This is a genomic window from Pulveribacter suum (assembly GCF_003013695.1).
GTDB classification, from domain to species: domain Bacteria; phylum Pseudomonadota; class Gammaproteobacteria; order Burkholderiales; family Burkholderiaceae_C; genus Melaminivora; species Melaminivora suum.
In genome coordinates, this window is sequence record NZ_CP027792.1 from 1,182,366 (window position 1) to 1,197,761 (window position 15,396).

General features: G+C 72.8%; 13 protein-coding genes and 1 riboswitch. Of the genes, 4 read left to right on the plus strand and 9 right to left on the minus strand.

Annotated elements, in window-relative coordinates:
* The first annotated feature begins 25 nt into the window (after positions 1-25).
* Positions 26-610 (plus strand): phosphoribosylglycinamide formyltransferase, encoded by a 585-nt coding sequence (gene purN / locus C7H73_RS05355; protein WP_106845700.1) that lies wholly within the window; start codon positions 26-28, stop codon positions 608-610.
* Positions 611-680: 70 nt separating this feature from the next.
* Here purN and C7H73_RS05360 read toward each other — a convergent pair whose 3' ends face one another.
* Positions 681-1,235, minus strand: coding sequence for a hypothetical protein (locus C7H73_RS05360; protein ID WP_106845701.1), 555 nt, complete (start codon positions 1,233-1,235; stop codon positions 681-683).
* A 273-nt stretch (positions 1,236-1,508) separates the two neighbouring features.
* Between C7H73_RS05360 and C7H73_RS05365 the strand changes: the two genes are divergently transcribed.
* Together C7H73_RS05365 and C7H73_RS05370 are read left to right on the plus strand one after the other, a co-directional pair.
* Positions 1,509-3,380, plus strand: coding sequence for a M48 family metallopeptidase (locus C7H73_RS05365; protein ID WP_106845702.1), 1,872 nt, complete (start codon positions 1,509-1,511; stop codon positions 3,378-3,380).
* A 30-nt stretch (positions 3,381-3,410) separates the two neighbouring features.
* Positions 3,411-4,733, plus strand: a complete 1,323-nt coding sequence (locus C7H73_RS05370; RefSeq protein ID WP_106845703.1) for an RsmB/NOP family class I SAM-dependent RNA methyltransferase — start codon at positions 3,411-3,413, stop codon at positions 4,731-4,733.
* Positions 4,734-4,849: 116 nt separating this feature from the next.
* Here C7H73_RS05370 and rpmG read toward each other — a convergent pair whose 3' ends face one another.
* A complete protein-coding gene (gene rpmG, locus C7H73_RS05375; protein ID WP_106845704.1) occupies positions 4,850-5,020 on the minus strand; it encodes a 50S ribosomal protein L33 in 171 nt (56 codons plus the stop codon).
* A gap of 20 nt (positions 5,021-5,040) precedes the next feature.
* Entirely contained in the window at positions 5,041-5,274 is a 234-nt protein-coding gene (gene rpmB / locus C7H73_RS05380) for a 50S ribosomal protein L28 (protein ID WP_106845705.1), read from the minus strand.
* 243 nt (positions 5,275-5,517) lie between these two features.
* On the opposite strand from rpmB, the gene C7H73_RS05385 reads away from it, so the two are divergent.
* Positions 5,518-6,354, plus strand: coding sequence for an ABC transporter substrate-binding protein (locus C7H73_RS05385; RefSeq protein ID WP_227001425.1), 837 nt, complete (start codon positions 5,518-5,520; stop codon positions 6,352-6,354).
* A gap of 37 nt (positions 6,355-6,391) precedes the next feature.
* Here the strand turns inward: C7H73_RS05385 and C7H73_RS05390 are convergent, their stop codons facing one another.
* The 6 genes from C7H73_RS05390 to trxB form a co-directional block, all read right to left on the minus strand.
* Positions 6,392-6,844: a vWA domain-containing protein gene (locus C7H73_RS05390; RefSeq protein ID WP_227001426.1), complete on the minus strand. Its 453-nt coding sequence runs from the start codon at positions 6,842-6,844 to the stop codon at positions 6,392-6,394.
* A gap of 203 nt (positions 6,845-7,047) precedes the next feature.
* Positions 7,048-8,157: an ATP-binding protein gene (locus tag C7H73_RS05395; protein ID WP_106847547.1), complete on the minus strand. Its 1,110-nt coding sequence runs from the start codon at positions 8,155-8,157 to the stop codon at positions 7,048-7,050.
* Between the two features lie 63 nt (positions 8,158-8,220).
* Positions 8,221-12,105, minus strand: coding sequence for a cobaltochelatase subunit CobN (gene cobN, locus C7H73_RS05400; protein ID WP_106845708.1), 3,885 nt, complete (start codon positions 12,103-12,105; stop codon positions 8,221-8,223).
* A gap of 61 nt (positions 12,106-12,166) precedes the next feature.
* Entirely contained in the window at positions 12,167-13,243 is a 1,077-nt protein-coding gene (gene cobW / locus C7H73_RS05405) for a cobalamin biosynthesis protein CobW (RefSeq protein ID WP_106845709.1), read from the minus strand.
* Between the two features lie 4 nt (positions 13,244-13,247).
* Positions 13,248-13,928 carry an energy-coupling factor ABC transporter permease gene (locus C7H73_RS05410; RefSeq protein WP_106845710.1) on the minus strand — a complete coding sequence of 227 codons (681 nt, stop codon included), beginning with the start codon at positions 13,926-13,928 and terminating at the stop codon, positions 13,248-13,250.
* Positions 13,929-14,073: 145 nt separating this feature from the next.
* A riboswitch (cobalamin riboswitch) is annotated at positions 14,074-14,305 on the minus strand.
* 56 nt (positions 14,306-14,361) lie between these two features.
* Entirely contained in the window at positions 14,362-15,315 is a 954-nt protein-coding gene (gene trxB, locus C7H73_RS05415) for a thioredoxin-disulfide reductase (RefSeq protein ID WP_106845711.1), read from the minus strand.
* Between the last annotated feature and the right edge of the window lie 81 nt (positions 15,316-15,396).

Sequence of the window (15,396 nt, forward strand, 5' to 3'; positions counted from 1 at the left end):
GAAGCGGCACGGATAATCCGCGCCAATGAGCAAAAACATCGTGATTCTGATCTCGGGCGGCGGCTCCAACATGGCGGCCATCGTGCGCGCGGCGCGCCAGCAGGACTGGGCGGGCCGCCACGGCATCCGCGTGGCCGCCGTGCTGAGCAACCGGGAGGCCGCCGCCGGCTTGGCCTTCGCCCGCGAGCAGGGCATCGCCACCGAGGTGCTGGACCACAAGGCCTATCCCTCGCGCGAGGCGTTCGACGCCGCGCTGGCGCAGGCCATCATCGCCCATGACCCCGCCCTGGTCGTGCTGGCCGGCTTCATGCGCATCCTGACCCCGGCCTTCGTCGAGCGCTTCGCCGGGCGGCTGGTCAACATCCACCCCTCGCTGCTGCCAGCCTTCACCGGGCTGGACACGCACCAGCGCGCCATCGACGCGGGCTGCCGCTTTGCCGGCTGCACGGTGCACGAGGTGACGGCCGAGCTGGACGTGGGCCCCATCCTGGACCAGGCCGTGGTGCCGGTGCTGCCCGGCGACACCGCCCAGACCCTGGCGGCGCGGGTGCTGGCGCAGGAGCACGTCATCTACCCGCGCGCCGTGCTGGCGCATCTGCTGCAAAAATAGGAGCGCCTCGCGCAAGCTGCGCGGGCGCTCCGGCCGGATGGGGCGGAAAGCGCTATTTGAGAAGCGCTATTTACAGCGTGCGCATCACCGTGGCGCCGCTGCCCTCCAGCAGCTCCTGCGCCAGCTGCGTCTGGTGCGAATCCGTGGGGTGCACCACCAGCGCCCACTGCCCGCCGCGCAGGGCGGCGCGCGTCTTGGCGATTACGCGCACGTGGTCCGGGCGGATGGTGATGAGGCCGCCCAGCAGCAGGCCGAAGGTGGTGGCAAAGCCCACAATGGCAATGAAGGCCAGCAGCGGGCTGCTGGTCACCATGGGCTGGCCGGTGGACATGAAGTAGGCGTACAGCAGCAGCCCCAGCACAAAGCCGCCAAAGCCCGCCACCAGGTGGGCGCGGAAGGCGGTCTGGAAGATGCCGCGCTGCTCGGGCTCCATCTTGCGGCCGAAAAGGTCGGCGCGGTGGGTGCGCAGGTCCTGCTGGCTCAGCAGGCGCACCTGGCCGGGCTCCATGCCCGGCAGCCGCAGCACCCGTCCGATCATGGCTTCGGCACTGGCCTTGTCGGCAAACAGCGCCACGACCTTGGTCAGCGATTTCTCGCCGAACATGCCTTGCAGCAGATAGTCCATGGGGCTCTCCTTCGTGTGCAGCGTGTGCGCAGTGGTTGTCTGGCTTCCCACCGTATCGCGCTGCCTGTGGCCCCCCGGTAGGACAACGGAGCGCCGCGCCGCAGGGCGACAGGCGCTGAGTCTGGCCGGCTTAGCGCTCCTGAAAAAGGAGCTGCCAGCGCTTGCTGCACAAGCGCTGGAGGCCGATTTGGCTTGAAGCCCTGCAAACCCCGCCGCCCCCGGTTAGCATCCGCGCCTGCCCACAACGACACAACACAAGAGAGGGGACGGGCGATGGAGCAGGCCGACTTCATACACCTGGTGCGCGTGAGCGAGATGGCCAGCGCCGACAACAGCCGTGCCTACCGTCGCGGCGTGGCCGCCTTCGCGGCGCTGGGCTATGCCTGGGTGCTGGGCTGCCTGGCGCTGTCTGGCGGACTGCTGGCATGGGTGTTGCCCCGGCTCCTCCAGGGGCGCTTGCGCTTCGCCTGGGTGTGGCTGGCCTTTGCCGCCTGCGGCCTGCTGTGGCTCAGCCTGCGTGCGCTGTGGCTGCCGCGCAGCCCGGCGCAGGGCGTGCAGATCACCGCGCGCGAGGCGCCGGCGCTGTTCGAGGCGCTGGAGCGCATCCGCCGCAAGATCAAGGGCCCGCCCATCCACGAGGTCTATCTGGACGACGACTTCAACGCCTGCATCCGCCAGGAGCCGCGCTTTGGCGTGCTGGGCGGCGCGCGCAACCAGCTGACCGTGGGCCTGCCGCTGCTCATGGCGCTGGACCAGCGCCGCCTGCTGGCCGTGCTGGCCCATGAATACGGCCACCTGCGCGGCGACCACGGCCGCTTTGCCGCCTGGATCTACCGCGCCCGCCTGGGCTGGCAGCGGCTGTACCAGGGCATGGAGGACGACGCCAGCCCCCTGGCCGTGGCCACCCGCGCCTTTCTGGACTGGTACGTGCCGCGCCTGCTGGCCCGCACCTTTGCCCTGGCGCGCCAGGACGAATACGAGGCCGACCGCGTGGCGGCGCGCCTGCTGGGCCGCCAGGAGATGGCTGCCGCCCTGACCGAGCTGGAGATCAAGGGCGCCTGGCTGGGCGAGCACTTCTGGCGTCAGCACTGGCGCGGCGCGCTGGCGCAGCCGCTGCCTGCCGGCCCGTTTGCCGCCCTGCAGCGCCAGCTGCTGCTGCCGCCCGAGCCTGCGTTTGCCCAGGCCGCGTTGCGCAGCGCCACGCGGCGCATCAGCAGCGTGGATGACACCCACCCCGTGCTGCGCGACCGGGTGGAGGCGCTTACCGGCGCGCGCCCGGCGCTGCCGCCGTGGTCGCGTCGGGGTGCGCTGGCGCTGCTGGGCGAGCAGGCGCCGCGCTGGCTGGCGCACTTCGACGCCCGCTGGCGCAAGGACAACGCCAGCACCTGGAAGCAGCACCACGCCCGCCTGCGGCGCACGCAAGAGCGCGTGCAGGCGCTGCAGGCCGCCGCAGCCGGCCAGGGCGCCGGCGACACCGTGGAGCTGGCCCGGCTGCTGCGCCGGCTCGACCCGCAGGCCCCCGTGCAGCCGCTGTACGAGCGCGTGCTGGCGCGCGAGCCCGGCCACGTCGGCGCGCTGCTGGGCTTGGCGGACAGCCTGCAGCCGCACGACAGCGCCGCGCGCCTGCGCTGCTGCGAAGCGCTGTGGGAGGCCAGCCCCACGCACCGCTGGGGCGTGGCCTGCGCCGCCGTGCAGGCCCTGGAGGCACACGCCCAGGCCGGCGGCGAGCACGACGCGCCGGCCCTGAAGCTGTGGCGCGAGCGCGTGCGCCAGGCCGAGCCGCCGGAGGACGAGGCCATCGAGGAGCTGCACCACACGCCGCTGCTCAATCACGTGGCGCGCCACGACCTGAGCGCCTTCGAGCTGGCCGACCTGCAGGCCGAGCTGGCCCTGCGCCGCCCCGTGGCGCGGGCCTGGCTGGTGCGCAAGCACCTCAAGGCCCTGCCGCAGCGGCGCATCTACCTGCTGTTCGTGCAGTTGCACGGCCTGGACGCCCCGGCGCGCGGGGCCCTGTGCCAGCAGCTGCAGGACGCGCTGGATCTGCCCGGCCAGCTGCTGGTGCGGGCCGCCGGCGACACGGCCGCACTGCAGGACATCGAGCGCCAGGCCTTCGAGCCCATCCACGCCGGCCCCGCGGCAGTCTGAAGGCATGGGGGGCGATGGGACAATCGCCCCATGCATCCCAAAGCCCTTCTGGACGCCTGCGCCGAGCTGCTCGCGCAGGTGCTGACCTTCGAACACCCGGCCGACGCGGTGGTCGCGCGCTACTTTCGCGACCGCCGCCAGCTCGGCCCCCGCGAGCGCGCCACCCTGGCCGACGTGACCTACGCCGTGCTGCGCAACAAGCTGCTGCTGGAGCAGCTGGCCCGCTCGGGCAGCGGAGCGCGCGAGCGGCGCCTGGCCATCCTGGGCTTTGCCCGGGTGCAGGACGAGCAGGCCCGCGCGGCCGACGCGCAGGCCGTGCGCGGCCCGCGCGACTATCTGCACGGCGCCCTCACCGAGCCCGAGCGCCAGTGGCTGGCGCAATGCGACGCCGTGCCGCCGGGGGACCTGCTGGCGCCGCACCGCCACAACCTGCCCGAGTGGCTGGTCGCGCCCTTGAAGGGCCAGCTGGGCGAGGAGGGCTTCTGGGCCCTCGCCGCCAGCCTGGCCACCAGCGCGCCGCTGCACCTGCGCGTCAACACCTTGAAAGCAAAACGCGAGCAAGCCCGCAAGGAGCTTGCGCAGGCAGCCATCGAAACACAAGCATCGCCGTATTCGCCCTGGGGCCTGCACGTGCGCGGCAAGCCGGCGCTGGGCCGGGTGCCGGCGTTTGCCAGCGGCGCCGTGGAGGTGCAGGACGAGGGCTCTCAGCTGCTGGCCCTGCTGCTGGACGCCAAGCGCGGCGAGATGGTGGCGGACTTTTGCGCCGGCGCCGGCGGCAAGACGCTGGCCATCGGCGCGGCCATGCGCAGCACCGGGCGGCTGTATGCGTTTGACGTGTCGGCCCACCGGCTGGAGGGCCTCAAGCCCCGGCTGGCGCGCAGCGGCCTGTCCAACGTGCACCCGGTGGCCATCGCCCACGAGCGCGACGAACGCATCAAGCGCCTGGCCGGCAAGATGGACCGCGTGCTGGTGGACGCGCCGTGCTCCGGCCTGGGCACGCTGCGGCGCAGCCCCGACCTGAAATGGCGCCAGACCCCGGCGGCCGTGGCCGAACTGACGCGGCTGCAGGCGGCCATCCTGGCCAGCGCGGCGCGGCTGGTCAAGCCGGGCGGGCGGCTGGTCTATGCCACCTGCAGCCTGCTGCCGGACGAGAACGAAGCCATTGCTGAGGCCTTCGGCCAGGCGCATGCCGACTTCGCGCCGCTGCAGGTGGCCGAGCTGCTGGCCGGCCTGAAGGTCGAGCAGGCCGCCAGCCTGTGCAGCGGCGGCGAGGATGGCGGGCGCTTCCTGCGCCTGTGGCCGCACCTGCACGGCACGGACGGCTTCTTCGCCGCCGTCTGGCAGCGCAAGTGAAGGCCGTGCGTTGAGGGCGGGCGCTTGTGCGTGCCGCCCGCGACAAGGCAGGACGCCCAATAAAAAAACCGCCATGGCACTGGGCCGTGGCGGTTTTTTGCAGGAGCGGCGCCGAATTACTTCAGCTTGGCTTCCTTGTACTCGACGTGCTTGCGAGCCTTGGGGTCGAACTTGATGATGCTGATCTTCTCGGGCATCGTCTTCTTGTTCTTGGTGGTGGTGTAGAAGTGACCGGTGTCAGCTGTGGACACCAGCTTGATCTTTTCGCGTCCGCCTTTTGCAGCCATGGTGTTTTTCCTTCAGTGAATCAGGCCTGGCCGCGGGCACGCATGTCTGCGAGCACGGATTCGATGCCGTTCTTGTCGATCAGACGCAGGGCGGCGCTGGAAACGCGCAGGCGCACCCAGCGGTTTTCGCTCTCCACCCAGAAGCGGCGGTGCTGCAGGTTGGGCAGAAAGCGGCGCTTGGTCTTGTTGTTGGCGTGGGAAACGTTGTTCCCGGTCATGGGCTTCTTGCCCGTTACTTCGCATACGCGTGCCATGAAAGGACACTCCGATCGTTCACGGCTGCCAGCGCCTTGCAGCCGGCCGGCAGCCTCACCTCGCCAGTTGGAACGGGTGGCGGTAACCCGGCTGCGAAAATGGCGGCGGGCCTGAAAAAGGCGCGCCCGGTTTTCGCAAAGCCCGCAATTATAGCCAGAATGTCGCAATTGCCCGCACCGTCGCTGCCGCGGCGCCTGCCACTCCCCAGCTTCCCCCTCTTTTTTTCGGCAAAGGTCTTTCGCGTGCCACGACGCTCTCGCTGGGTTCTGGGCGCTGCAGCGGCGGCGTCTTCGCTGTGGTGCGCGGCGGCGCCAGGGGCCGCGCCGGCGCAGGCCATCGTGGCGCTGCAGCCCTCGCTGACCGAAGCCGTGTGCGTGCTGGGCGCGTGCGAGCGGCTGCTGGGCATTGACCGCTACTCCGACTGGCCCGAGCGCGTGCGCGCCCTGCCGCGCGTGGGCGGCCTGGCAGACGCCGACGTGGAGGCCATCGTCGCCCTGCGCCCCGACCTGGTGCTGCTGGGCCCGCGCAGCCGCGCCGCCGACCGCCTGCAGGCGCTGGGCCTGCAGGTGCTGGTGCTGGAGGCGAAAAGCCACGCCGACATCCGCGCCAACCTGGAGACGGTGGCCCGCGCCGTGGGCCGGCCCGGCGCCGGCGAGGCGCAGTGGCAGCGCATCGACGCGCGGCTGCAGGCGCTGCGCGCGCAGCTGCCGCCGCCCTGGCGCGGCCGGCGCGTCTATCTGGAGCTGCACGGCGGCAAGGCCGCCGCCAGCGAGGATTCGTTCATCGGCGAGACGCTGGCGCGCCTGGGCCTGGCCAACGTGGTGCCGGCACGGCTGGGGCCGTTTCCGAAGGTCTCGCCCGAGTTCGTGCTGCGCGCCGACCCGGACGTGCTGGTCGTGGCGGCCACCAGCCCGGCGCCGGCCACGCGCCCCGGCTGGCAGGCCCTGCGCGCCGTGCGTGAGCAACGCGTGTGCGTGCTACCCGCGGCGCAGCTGGACGTGCTGCTGCGCGCCGGCCCGCGCATCGACGAGGCGGCGCAGCAGATCCTGCACTGCCTGCAGGCCCTGCCGACGCCCTGATGCGCAGGTGCGGGCGCAGGCGCGGGCGCGCCCGGCGTCACTGCCACAGCGCGCCGGCCGGCCAGTAGCCGGCCTGCCACAGTGCCGCCAGCGCCGGGGCGCGGCCCAGCGGCGGGCGGGCGGTCTCGAAGTCGATGACGTGCAGCTGCTGGGCGTGCGCCGGGCGCGGCGGGCTGGCGCGGGTGCGCCCGTCGGTCAGCAGCCACAGCCAGCGCGCGCCGCGGGTGTGGCGGCCAAGCACGCCGTCGGCCAGCTGCAGGGCGGCGGCCAGCGGCGTGCCGCCCCCGCCTGGCAGAGGCGCCAGGGCGCTTGCAAAGCCCTGCGCCAGGGCGCGTTGGGGGGGCAGGGCCAGGCGGGCGCCGGTGCCGTCCAGCACTACCAGCGCCACCTGGTCGCGCCAGCGGCCGGCCTGCTGCATCAAGAGGTGCAGCGCCCCCTTGGCGCGCGCCAGCTGGCCGCCGGCGCGCATGGACGCCGAGCAGTCCAGCACGAAGCAGTGCAGCGCCTGCGCCTGCGCCGCGCGCGCAGATCGGCGCAGGTGCTGCGGCTGCAGGCTTTGGGCGCCGCGGGCGGCCAGCGTGCGCGGCCAGTCGATGCCGGCCTGCGCGGGCGTGGCCGCGGCGCCGGCGCGCAGCCAGGGGGGGAGGGCAGCCCCGCCGGCCGCGTGGCGACCTGCCAGCGCGGCCGGGGGGCTCAGGCTTTTTTTGGCAGCAGGCCGCGCAGGGGCGCCAGCGGCTTGGCGCTGGCCATGGGCGCCGGCTCAGGGGGCAGCGCGCCCCAATCATTTGCCCCCGGGTCGCCGGGCGCGTCGCCCGCGCCGTCCACGTCCTGCACCTGGTCGCCATTCGCAGGCTGTGGCGGCGGCGGGGGTGGAGGCGGGGGCGGTTGCGCGGCCGCGGGGGACGGCGGCGGCGCATCGGGGTGGCGGCGGTGGCGCAGCACCAGGTCTGCGACCTGCTCCACGTGCCCGGGCGTGACGGCGGCAGCGCCCTCCCAGGCGGCCAGGGCGCGGGCGGCGCGCAGCAGCACCAGGTCGGCACGCAGGCCGTCCACGCGCGCGGCCAGGCAGTGCCGGCTGACGGCGTCGTGCACGGCGTCGCTCCAGGGCAGGGCGTCGTCGGCTTGCTGCAGCCGGGCGCGGGCGGTGGCCAGCTGCGTGGCCAGCTGCTGCTGGGCGGCGTCGTGGCGCGCGGCAAAGGCCTGCGGGTCGGCATCGAACGCCAGGCGCGCGCGCACGATGGCCTGGCGCTGGGCGGCGCCCTGCACGTTGTCCAGCCGCACGGCCAGGCCCAGGCGGTCCAGCAGCTGGGGGCGCAGCTCGCCTTCCTCGGGGTTCATGGTGCCCACCAGCACGAAGCGCGCCGCGTGCTGGTGCGAGATGCCGTCGCGTTCGACCACGTTCAGGCCGCTGGCGGCGGCGTCCAGCAGCACGTCCACCAGGGCGTCGGGCAGCAGGTTGATCTCGTCCACGTAGAGCACGCCGCCGTGGGCGCGCGCCAGCAGCCCCGGGGCAAAACGCACGGCGTGCCCGGCCAGGGCCTGCTGCAGGTCCAGCGTGCCGGTGACGTGCTCCAGCGCCGCGCCCAGCGGCACGGTGACGAAGGGCGCCGGCGCCAGCAGCTGCGCCAGCGCCCGCGCGGCGGTGGACTTGGCGGTGCCGCGCGGGCCTTCGATCAGCACGCCGCCGATGGCCGGGTCGATGGCCGCCAGCAGCAGCGCCTGGGTGAGCTGCGGCTGCCCGGCGATGGCCGCGAAGGGGAAGGGCGGGGGCAGCCCGGCAGGGGCGTCGTTTTTAGGTGAAATCACGTTCCAGGCCTTATGGGTCAAGCGCCAGCAGCTATCAATAAGGGGGCGTCCCGGAAGGCATCAGCCTTCCATGCGCTCGTCGTGCGCCAGCGCCAGCTCGTGCAGGCGCGGCGCGTAGTCGCCCGGCTGCTGCCACAGCCCGCGGGCCATGGCTTCGCGCAGGCGCGCCAGGATGTCGGCCAGCGCCTGGGGGTTGTGCTGCTCGAAGAAGGCGCGCACGCGCTCGTCCAGGGCGTAGGCGTCGGCCACCAGGGCGTAGTGGTGGTCGCCCACCACGCGCGCCGTGGCGTCGAAGCCGAACAGGTAGTCCACGCTGGCGGCCATCTCGAAGGCGCCCTTGTAGCCGTGGCGCATGGCGCCGGCGATCCACTTGGGGTTGACCATGCGCGCGCGCACCACGCGGCCGATCTCCTCTTGCAGGGCACGCACGCGGGGATGTTCGGGGTTGCCGTGGTCGCCGTGGTAGAGCGCCGGCTGGCGCCCCGACAGGTGGCGCACGCTGGCGGCCATGCCGCCCTGGAACAGGTAGTAGTCGCTGGAGTCCAGGATGTCGTGCTCGCGGCTGTCCTGGTTGTGCAGCACGGCGTCCATGCCGGCCAGGCGCAGCGGCAGCACGTCGGCGGCGGCGCTGCCGTCGTCGGCCTGACCATAGGCGTAGGCGCTGGCGGCCAGCCAGGCGCCGCCCAGGTCGGCGTCGCCTTGCCACTGGCCGTGCTGCATCAGCAGCTCCAGGCCGCTGCCGTAGTGGCCCGGGCGGCTGCCGAACACGCGCCAGCCGGCGCGCCGGCGCGCCGGCTCGGCGGCCATGCCGCCGGCCTGCAGCGCGGCGGCGTCGTGCAGGATGCGCGCGCGGATGGGGTTGTCCTCCTCGTCCTCGCCGTCTTGCTCGGCCACGGCCTGCACGGCGGCGTCAAACAGCTGCACGGTGGCCGGAAAGGCGTCGCGAAACAGGCCGGAGATGCGCAGCGTCACGTCCACCCGCGGGCGGTGCAGGCCCACGCGCGGGATGACCTCGAAGTCCACCACGCGCTGGCTGCCCGGCGCCCAGCGCGGGCGCACGCCGATCAGCGCCAGCGCCTGGGCGATGTCGTCGCCGCCGGTGCGCATGGTGGCCGTGCCCCACACGGACAGGCCCAGGCTGCGCGGGTATTCGCCGTGCTCCTGCAGGTGGCGCTCGATGAGCTGGCGCGCGGCGCGCTCGCCCAACGCCCAGGCAGTCTGCGTGGGGATGGCGCGGGTGTCCACGGTGTAGAAATTGCGCCCCGTGGGCAGCACGTCGGGCCGACCGCGCGAGGGCGAGCCGCTGGGCCCCGGCGGTACGAAGCGCCCGCGCAGCGCCTGGCTGAACTGGTGCAGCTCCTGGCTGCCGCAGGCGTCCAGGCGCGGGGCCAGCACCTGCAGCACGCGGTCCAGCGCGGCGTCGGTGTTTTTCAATGAAATCGGGCTCAAACCCTTGCTGGACAAGCGCGAGCAGCTATCAATTTCTTCAGATTGCGGCTCCAGGCGCCGGGCCAGCAGCTGCGCGGCCAGCAGCTCCAGCCGTTCGCGCGTGTCGCCCCAGTGGCGCCAGGGCGTGTCGCTCACCTGTTGCAGCAGCGCAGGCCGCGCGCCGGTGAAGGGCTCGGCGCTGGCGGGCGCGAAGGGGTCTGTGCCGTCCCCCAGCAGGTCGGTGGCCAGGGCGGCGATCAGGCCGGGGGCGCCGTCGGCGCTGGCGTAGCGGGCCAGCGCCAGCAGGGTGTCCTGGCGCTGGCGGCTCCGGGGGCTGGCGCCGAAGATGTGCAGGCCGTCGCGGATCTGCGTCTCCTTCAGCTCGCACAGGTAGGCGTCGATGCGCTCGAGCACGGCGTCGTCCTGGCCCTGCGCCAGCGCGCCCTCCAGGCCCAGCTCGCCGGCCAGCTGTTGCTGGCGCACCATCGCCAGGATCTGCTGGCGCAGCAGGGTGGCGCGGCGCCCGTCCACCAGCAGCGCGTCGTAGAACTCATCGACCAGGCGCTCCAGCTCCTGCATGGGGCCGTGGTTGTCCGCGCGGGTGAGCGGCGGCATCAGGTGGTCGATGATCACGGCCTGCGTGCGCCGCTTGGCCTGCGCGCCCTCGCCGGGGTCGTTGACGATGAAGGGGTACAGGTGCGGCAGGGGGCCCAGGATGGCGTCGGGCCAGCAGCTGGCCGACAGCGCCAGGCTCTTGCCCGGCAGCCATTCCAGGTTGCCGTGCTTGCCCACGTGCGCCACGGCGTCCACGCCGAAGGCGCCCTGCAGCCAGAAGTAAAACGCCAGGTAGCCGTGCGGGGGCACCAGGTCGGCGTCGTGGTAGCTGGCCCAGTCCTGCGGCGCGCCCAGGGCGCGCGCCGGCTGGATGCCCACGAAGACCTTGCCCAGGCGCAGCCCGGCGACCATGAAGCGGCCGCGGCGCAGGGCCGGGTCCTGCTCGGGCGGGCCCCAGCGCGCGTCGATGGCATCGGCCAGGGCCGGAGGCAGGGCGGCCAGGCGCTGGCGGTAGTGCGCCAGCTCCAGGCTCTGCCAGGCCGGGCGCAGCGGCCACTGCGCGGGGTCGTTGGCGATGCCCTCCGTCAGGCGGCGCATCAGCGCGTCGCCGTCCGCGGGCAGATCGGCGGCGTCGCCCAGGTCGTGGCCTTCGCGGCGCAGCAGGTGTAGCAGCTGGATGACCGAGGCGGGCGTGTCCAGCCCCACGCCGCTGCCGATGCGGCCTTCGCTGCCGGGGTAGTTGGCCAGGATCAGCGCCAGGCGCTTGTCGGCAGCAGGCAGCTGGCGCAGGCGGCACCAGCGCTGGCTGAGCTCGGCCACGAAGTCGATGCGGTCGCCCTCGCTGCGGTAGCGCACCAGGTCCACCTGGGTGTGGGGGCAGCGCTCGGTGCCGGCCTTGAAGCTGACGGCGCGGGTGACGATGCGCCCGTCCATCTCCGGCAGCACGACCTGCATGGCGATGTCGCGCGGGCGCAGGCCCTGGCTGTCTTGCAGCCAGCCGTCCCGGTCGGCGCCGCTGACGATGACCTGCAGCACCGGCGCGTCGCCGGCCAGCGCCGGCTGCGGGGCGCCGCCGCCCTCGTGGCCCAGCGCGGCGAAGGCGGTGGTGTTGAGCACCAGCTGCGCCGTGTGCTGCTGGCACAGCTGGCGCAGCGTGGCCAGGCACAGCGGGTCCTTGAGCGAGTCCAGCGCCAGCGGCAGCGCGTTGAGCCCGCGCGCGTGCAGCGCCAGCGCCAGGTCGTCGAACACGGCGGTGTTGCCCGCCAGCAGGTGCGAGCGGTAGAACACCAGCGCCACCACCGGCGCGCCGGCGTGCCAGGCGCGCTGCAGGGCGGCCAGCGGATCGGCGTGTGCATCGGCGTGGGCAGCGTTGTGCGCATCGGCATGGGCCGCGGCCCAGGCGGCGGGCACGTGCAGCGCCACCTGGGGCAGGGGGCGCGGGGGCTCGGGCTCGACGCCGTGGCCCATGCCGTGGAAGGCGGCGGCGCGCAAAAACTGCAGGGCGTTGGCGCTGCCGCCGGCGCGCAGGTAGCGCCACAGCAGCCGGCCGGTGTCCGCGGGCAGGGTGCCGCGCGCCAGCAGTTCGGGGTCTTCGGTCAGGTCACCCGAGAACAGCGTCAGCGCCTGCCCGTGCTGGCGCGCCAGCGCGGCCAGCTGCTGGATGCCGTAGGGCCAGGTGGATTCCGAGCCCAGGTGATCGACGACGACCACGCGGGCATGCCGCAGCACCTCGTCGGCGTAGCGGTCCAGCGAGGCGTTGCCGCGCAGGTGCAGCAGGTTGGCCAGGCGCAGGCCGGGAAAGCCCGGGTCCGTTTGCGCCAGCTGGGCGCGCGCGGCGGCCAGCAGAGACAGCGTGGTGTCGGCGCTGCTGAGCACCACGATGTCGGCCGGGGTTTGCTCCAGGCAGATGACGGCGCTGTCGTCCTCGACGAAGCCGCCGGGGCGGGTGCTCAGCAGGTGCATGGAGAAAAAGCCCTGTAGCCCGCGCCGGGAAAGCGCGAGAAGCTATCAAAATAGAAGCAAGTCACGCCGCGAGCGGCGCCAGTGCGGCGCGCACCGCGGCCTCGTCCAGGCCCTGGCCGATGAAGACCAGCCGCGTGCACCGCTCCTCGCCCTCGCGCCAGGGGCGGTCGAAGTGGTGCGTGAAGCGCGCGCCCACGCCCTGCACCAACAGGCGCATCGGCTTGCCCGGCAGGGCCGCGAAGCCCTTGGTGCGCAGGATGGGCTGGCTGGCCACCAGCTGCTGCAGCGCGGCGATCAGCGCCTCGCGCTCGACCGGGGGCAGCGCCACGTCGAAGGAATCGAACTCGTCGTGGTCGTGGTCTTCGTCGTGGTCATGGTGGCTGGCGCGCTGGTCGATGGTGGTCTCGGCGGCGCGCTGCAGGCCCAGCAGCACCTCCAGCGGCAGGCGGCCTTCGGTGGCGTGCACCACCTTGACTGCGGGCGGCAGCTCGGCGCGCACCAGGGCCTCGACCTCGGCCAAGGTGGCCGCGCCCACCAGGTCGCACTTGTTCAGCACCACCAGGTCGGCCGCGGAGAGCTGGTCCTCGAACAGCTCGTGCAGGGGCGATTCGTGGTCCAGGTTGGGGTCGGCGCGGCGCTGGGCGTCCACCGCCTCGGGGTGGGCGGCGAACTGGCCGGCGGCAGCCGCGGGCGTGTCCACTACGGTGACCACCGCGTCCACCGTGAAGGCGCCGGCGATCTCGGGCCACTGGAAGGCCTGCACCAGGGGTTTGGGCAGGGCCAGGCCGCTGGTTTCGATCAGCACGGCGTCGATCTCGTGGCGGCGCGCGGCCAGCTGCTGCATGACGGGGAAGAATTCCTCCTGCACCGTGCAACACATGCAGCCGTTGGCCAGTTCGTACAGCTGGCCGGCCTGCTCGCCGCCTTCGCCGCCCTCGTCCTCGCAGCCGATGCCGCAGGCTCTCAAGATGTCGCCGTCGATGCCCAGCTCGCCGAACTCGTTGACGATGACGGCGATGCGCCGGCCCGCGGCATTGGCCAGCACGTGGCGCAGCAGCGTGGTCTTGCCGCTGCCCAGAAAGCCGGTGATGACGGTGGCGGGGATCTTGCCCAGTGCGGGGCGGGTGTCCTGGTTCATCTCGTCATGCTCCGGCAACAAACAGGCGGCGCTCCAGCAGCGCCGAGCCATGCAGGCGGCGGGCCGCCTTGGCGGCGGCCAGCACGCCCAGGTCCACCAGCGGCTCGACCAGGATGACCAGCAGGTAGGCGCCGCCAAAGGAGGCGATCTGCTGCAGGTTGTCTGCGCCCACGCCGTGGCCGTACAGCGCCCAGAAGGCCACCCAGGCGACGATGCCGCCCTGGTAGGCCAGCGACAGCCTGAAAGCCTGGCCATAGCTCAGGTCCACATAGCGCGTGTGCGGGGCGGTGATGCGCCGCGCCAGCGCCGCCGTGGCGAACAGGGGCGCCAGCAGCGTGGTCACGTTCATGCCGTACTGCAGCAGGTCGGGCAGGGCGAAGAACAGGCCCTGCACCAGCAGCCCGGCGGCCAGGCCGATGGCGGCGGCCGCCGGCCCGAACAGCAGCAGCAGCGTGCTGCCCAGGATCAGGTGCACCTCGGACACGCCCACCGGGTGGTGCGGCAGCACCTCGAACGAGCAAAACACCAGCAGCGCCGCCAGCAGGCTGCGCCCGGCCAGGGCGGCAGCGCCCTGCTCGCGCAGCGCGCGCGCGCCGGCCAGGGCCGTAGTGGCCAGCAGCGCGGCGGCGCTGGCATAGCTGAGGAAGATTTTTGCGCCGTCAACGACGCCGGGTTCGATGTGCATGGTCCAGTCCTTTGCGCCAGGATTGCAGGGCGGCAGGGGCGCTGGGGATGGACCGAGAAAAGCGGGTGCTGCAGGCGGCGCGGGCAGGCGCTGCGCAAGGCAGCATTGACCGGACGGCGCAGGCCCGGCTCCGTCCCCGAAGCCCGTACCTTGAACGCTTCGGGCCGGTCTTCTGGCTCACCTTCGTCCTCGGCCGCGCCTTCCCGCGCCCGGCAGTGGGGCGCAGTGGCTGGATGATGCGGCGTCGTCAGGCTTACAGCAGCGGGGGCTGCGCCGGAATGGCCCTGGCTGGCAGGGCGGCACCGGCTTCCCGTTTCACCAGCGCTGGCTGCCTGAAAAAGGCAGCGCGCGCCGGCACCCGAAACAAGGGGCGAGTATAGGTCTGCGACCCGCCTCGCCTCGCCTCGCCCCGGCTGGGGGCTGGCCGGCAGGTTTACTCGGTCTGCTCCAGGAAGCGCTGCGCGTCCAGCGCCGCCATGCAGCCGGTGCCGGCGCTGGTGATGGCCTGGCGGTAGGTGTAGTCCTGCACGTCGCCGGCGGCGAACACGCCGGGCACGCTGGTCTGCGTGGCAAAGCCCTGGTGGCCGCCCTGGGTGGCGATGTAGCCGCCCTCCATCTGCAGCTGGCCCTGGAAGATGTCGGTGTTGGGCGCGTGGCCGATGGCGATGAAGCAGCCCTGCAGCGCAATGTCCTCGGTGCGGCCGTCCTCGGTGCTCTTGACGCGGATGCCGGTCACGCCCGAGTCGTCGCCCAGCACTTCGTCGAGCGTGAAGTGGGTCTTCAGCTCGATCTTGCCGTCTGCCACCTTTTCCATCAGCTTGTCGATCAGGATGGGCTCGGCGCGGAACTTGTCGCGCCGGTGCACCAGCGTTACCTTGCGCGCGATGTTGGACAGGTACAGCGCCTCTTCCACGGCGGTGTTGCCCCCGCCGATCACGCACACGTCCTGCTCGCGGTAGAAGAAGCCGTCGCAGGTGGCGCAGGCCGACACGCCGCGGCCCATGAAGGCGGCTTCGGACGGCAGACCCAGGTACTTGGCCGAGGCGCCGGTGGCGATGATGAGCGAGTCGCAGGTGTACTGGCCGCTGTCGCCCGTCAGGGTGAAGGGGCGCTTGGAAAGATCGACGGCGCTGATGTGGTCGAAGATGATCTGGGTCTTGAAGCGCTCGGCGTGCTCCAGGAAGCGCTGCATCAGGTCCGGGCCCTGCACGCCCAGGGGGTCGGCCGGCCAGTTGTCCACCTCGGTGGTGGTCATCAGCTGGCCGCCCTGGGCCATGCCGGTGATCAGCATGGGCTGCAGGTTGGCGCGCGCGGCATAGACGGCGGCGGTGTAGCCGGCGGGGCCCGAGCCCAGGATCAGGACTTTGGCGTGTTGCGTAGTGGACATGGTGGACGTCGTCAAAGTGGTGCGATGGGAGAGGGGGAGGGGGCGCTGCGGCGCCCGGCCGGGCCATTGTAGGGAGCGGCC

What these genes read in the sequence shown, in the direction of transcription:
- purN (WP_106845700.1), top strand. Translation starts at nt 26, where the DNA reads ATGAGCAAAAACATCGTGATTCTGATCTCGGGCGGCGGCTCCAACATG.
- C7H73_RS05360 (WP_106845701.1), bottom strand. Translation starts at nt 1,235, where the DNA reads ATGGACTATCTGCTGCAAGGCATGTTCGGCGAGAAATCGCTGACCAAG.
- C7H73_RS05365 (WP_106845702.1), top strand. Translation starts at nt 1,509, where the DNA reads ATGGAGCAGGCCGACTTCATACACCTGGTGCGCGTGAGCGAGATGGCC.
- C7H73_RS05370 (WP_106845703.1), top strand. Translation starts at nt 3,411, where the DNA reads ATGCATCCCAAAGCCCTTCTGGACGCCTGCGCCGAGCTGCTCGCGCAG.
- rpmG (WP_106845704.1), bottom strand. Translation starts at nt 5,020, where the DNA reads ATGGCTGCAAAAGGCGGACGCGAAAAGATCAAGCTGGTGTCCACAGCT.
- rpmB (WP_106845705.1), bottom strand. Translation starts at nt 5,274, where the DNA reads ATGGCACGCGTATGCGAAGTAACGGGCAAGAAGCCCATGACCGGGAAC.
- cobN (WP_106845708.1), bottom strand. Translation starts at nt 12,105, where the DNA reads ATGCACCTGCTGAGCACCCGCCCCGGCGGCTTCGTCGAGGACGACAGC.
- cobW (WP_106845709.1), bottom strand. Translation starts at nt 13,243, where the DNA reads ATGAACCAGGACACCCGCCCCGCACTGGGCAAGATCCCCGCCACCGTC.
- C7H73_RS05410 (WP_106845710.1), bottom strand. Translation starts at nt 13,928, where the DNA reads ATGCACATCGAACCCGGCGTCGTTGACGGCGCAAAAATCTTCCTCAGC.
- trxB (WP_106845711.1), bottom strand. Translation starts at nt 15,315, where the DNA reads ATGTCCACTACGCAACACGCCAAAGTCCTGATCCTGGGCTCGGGCCCC.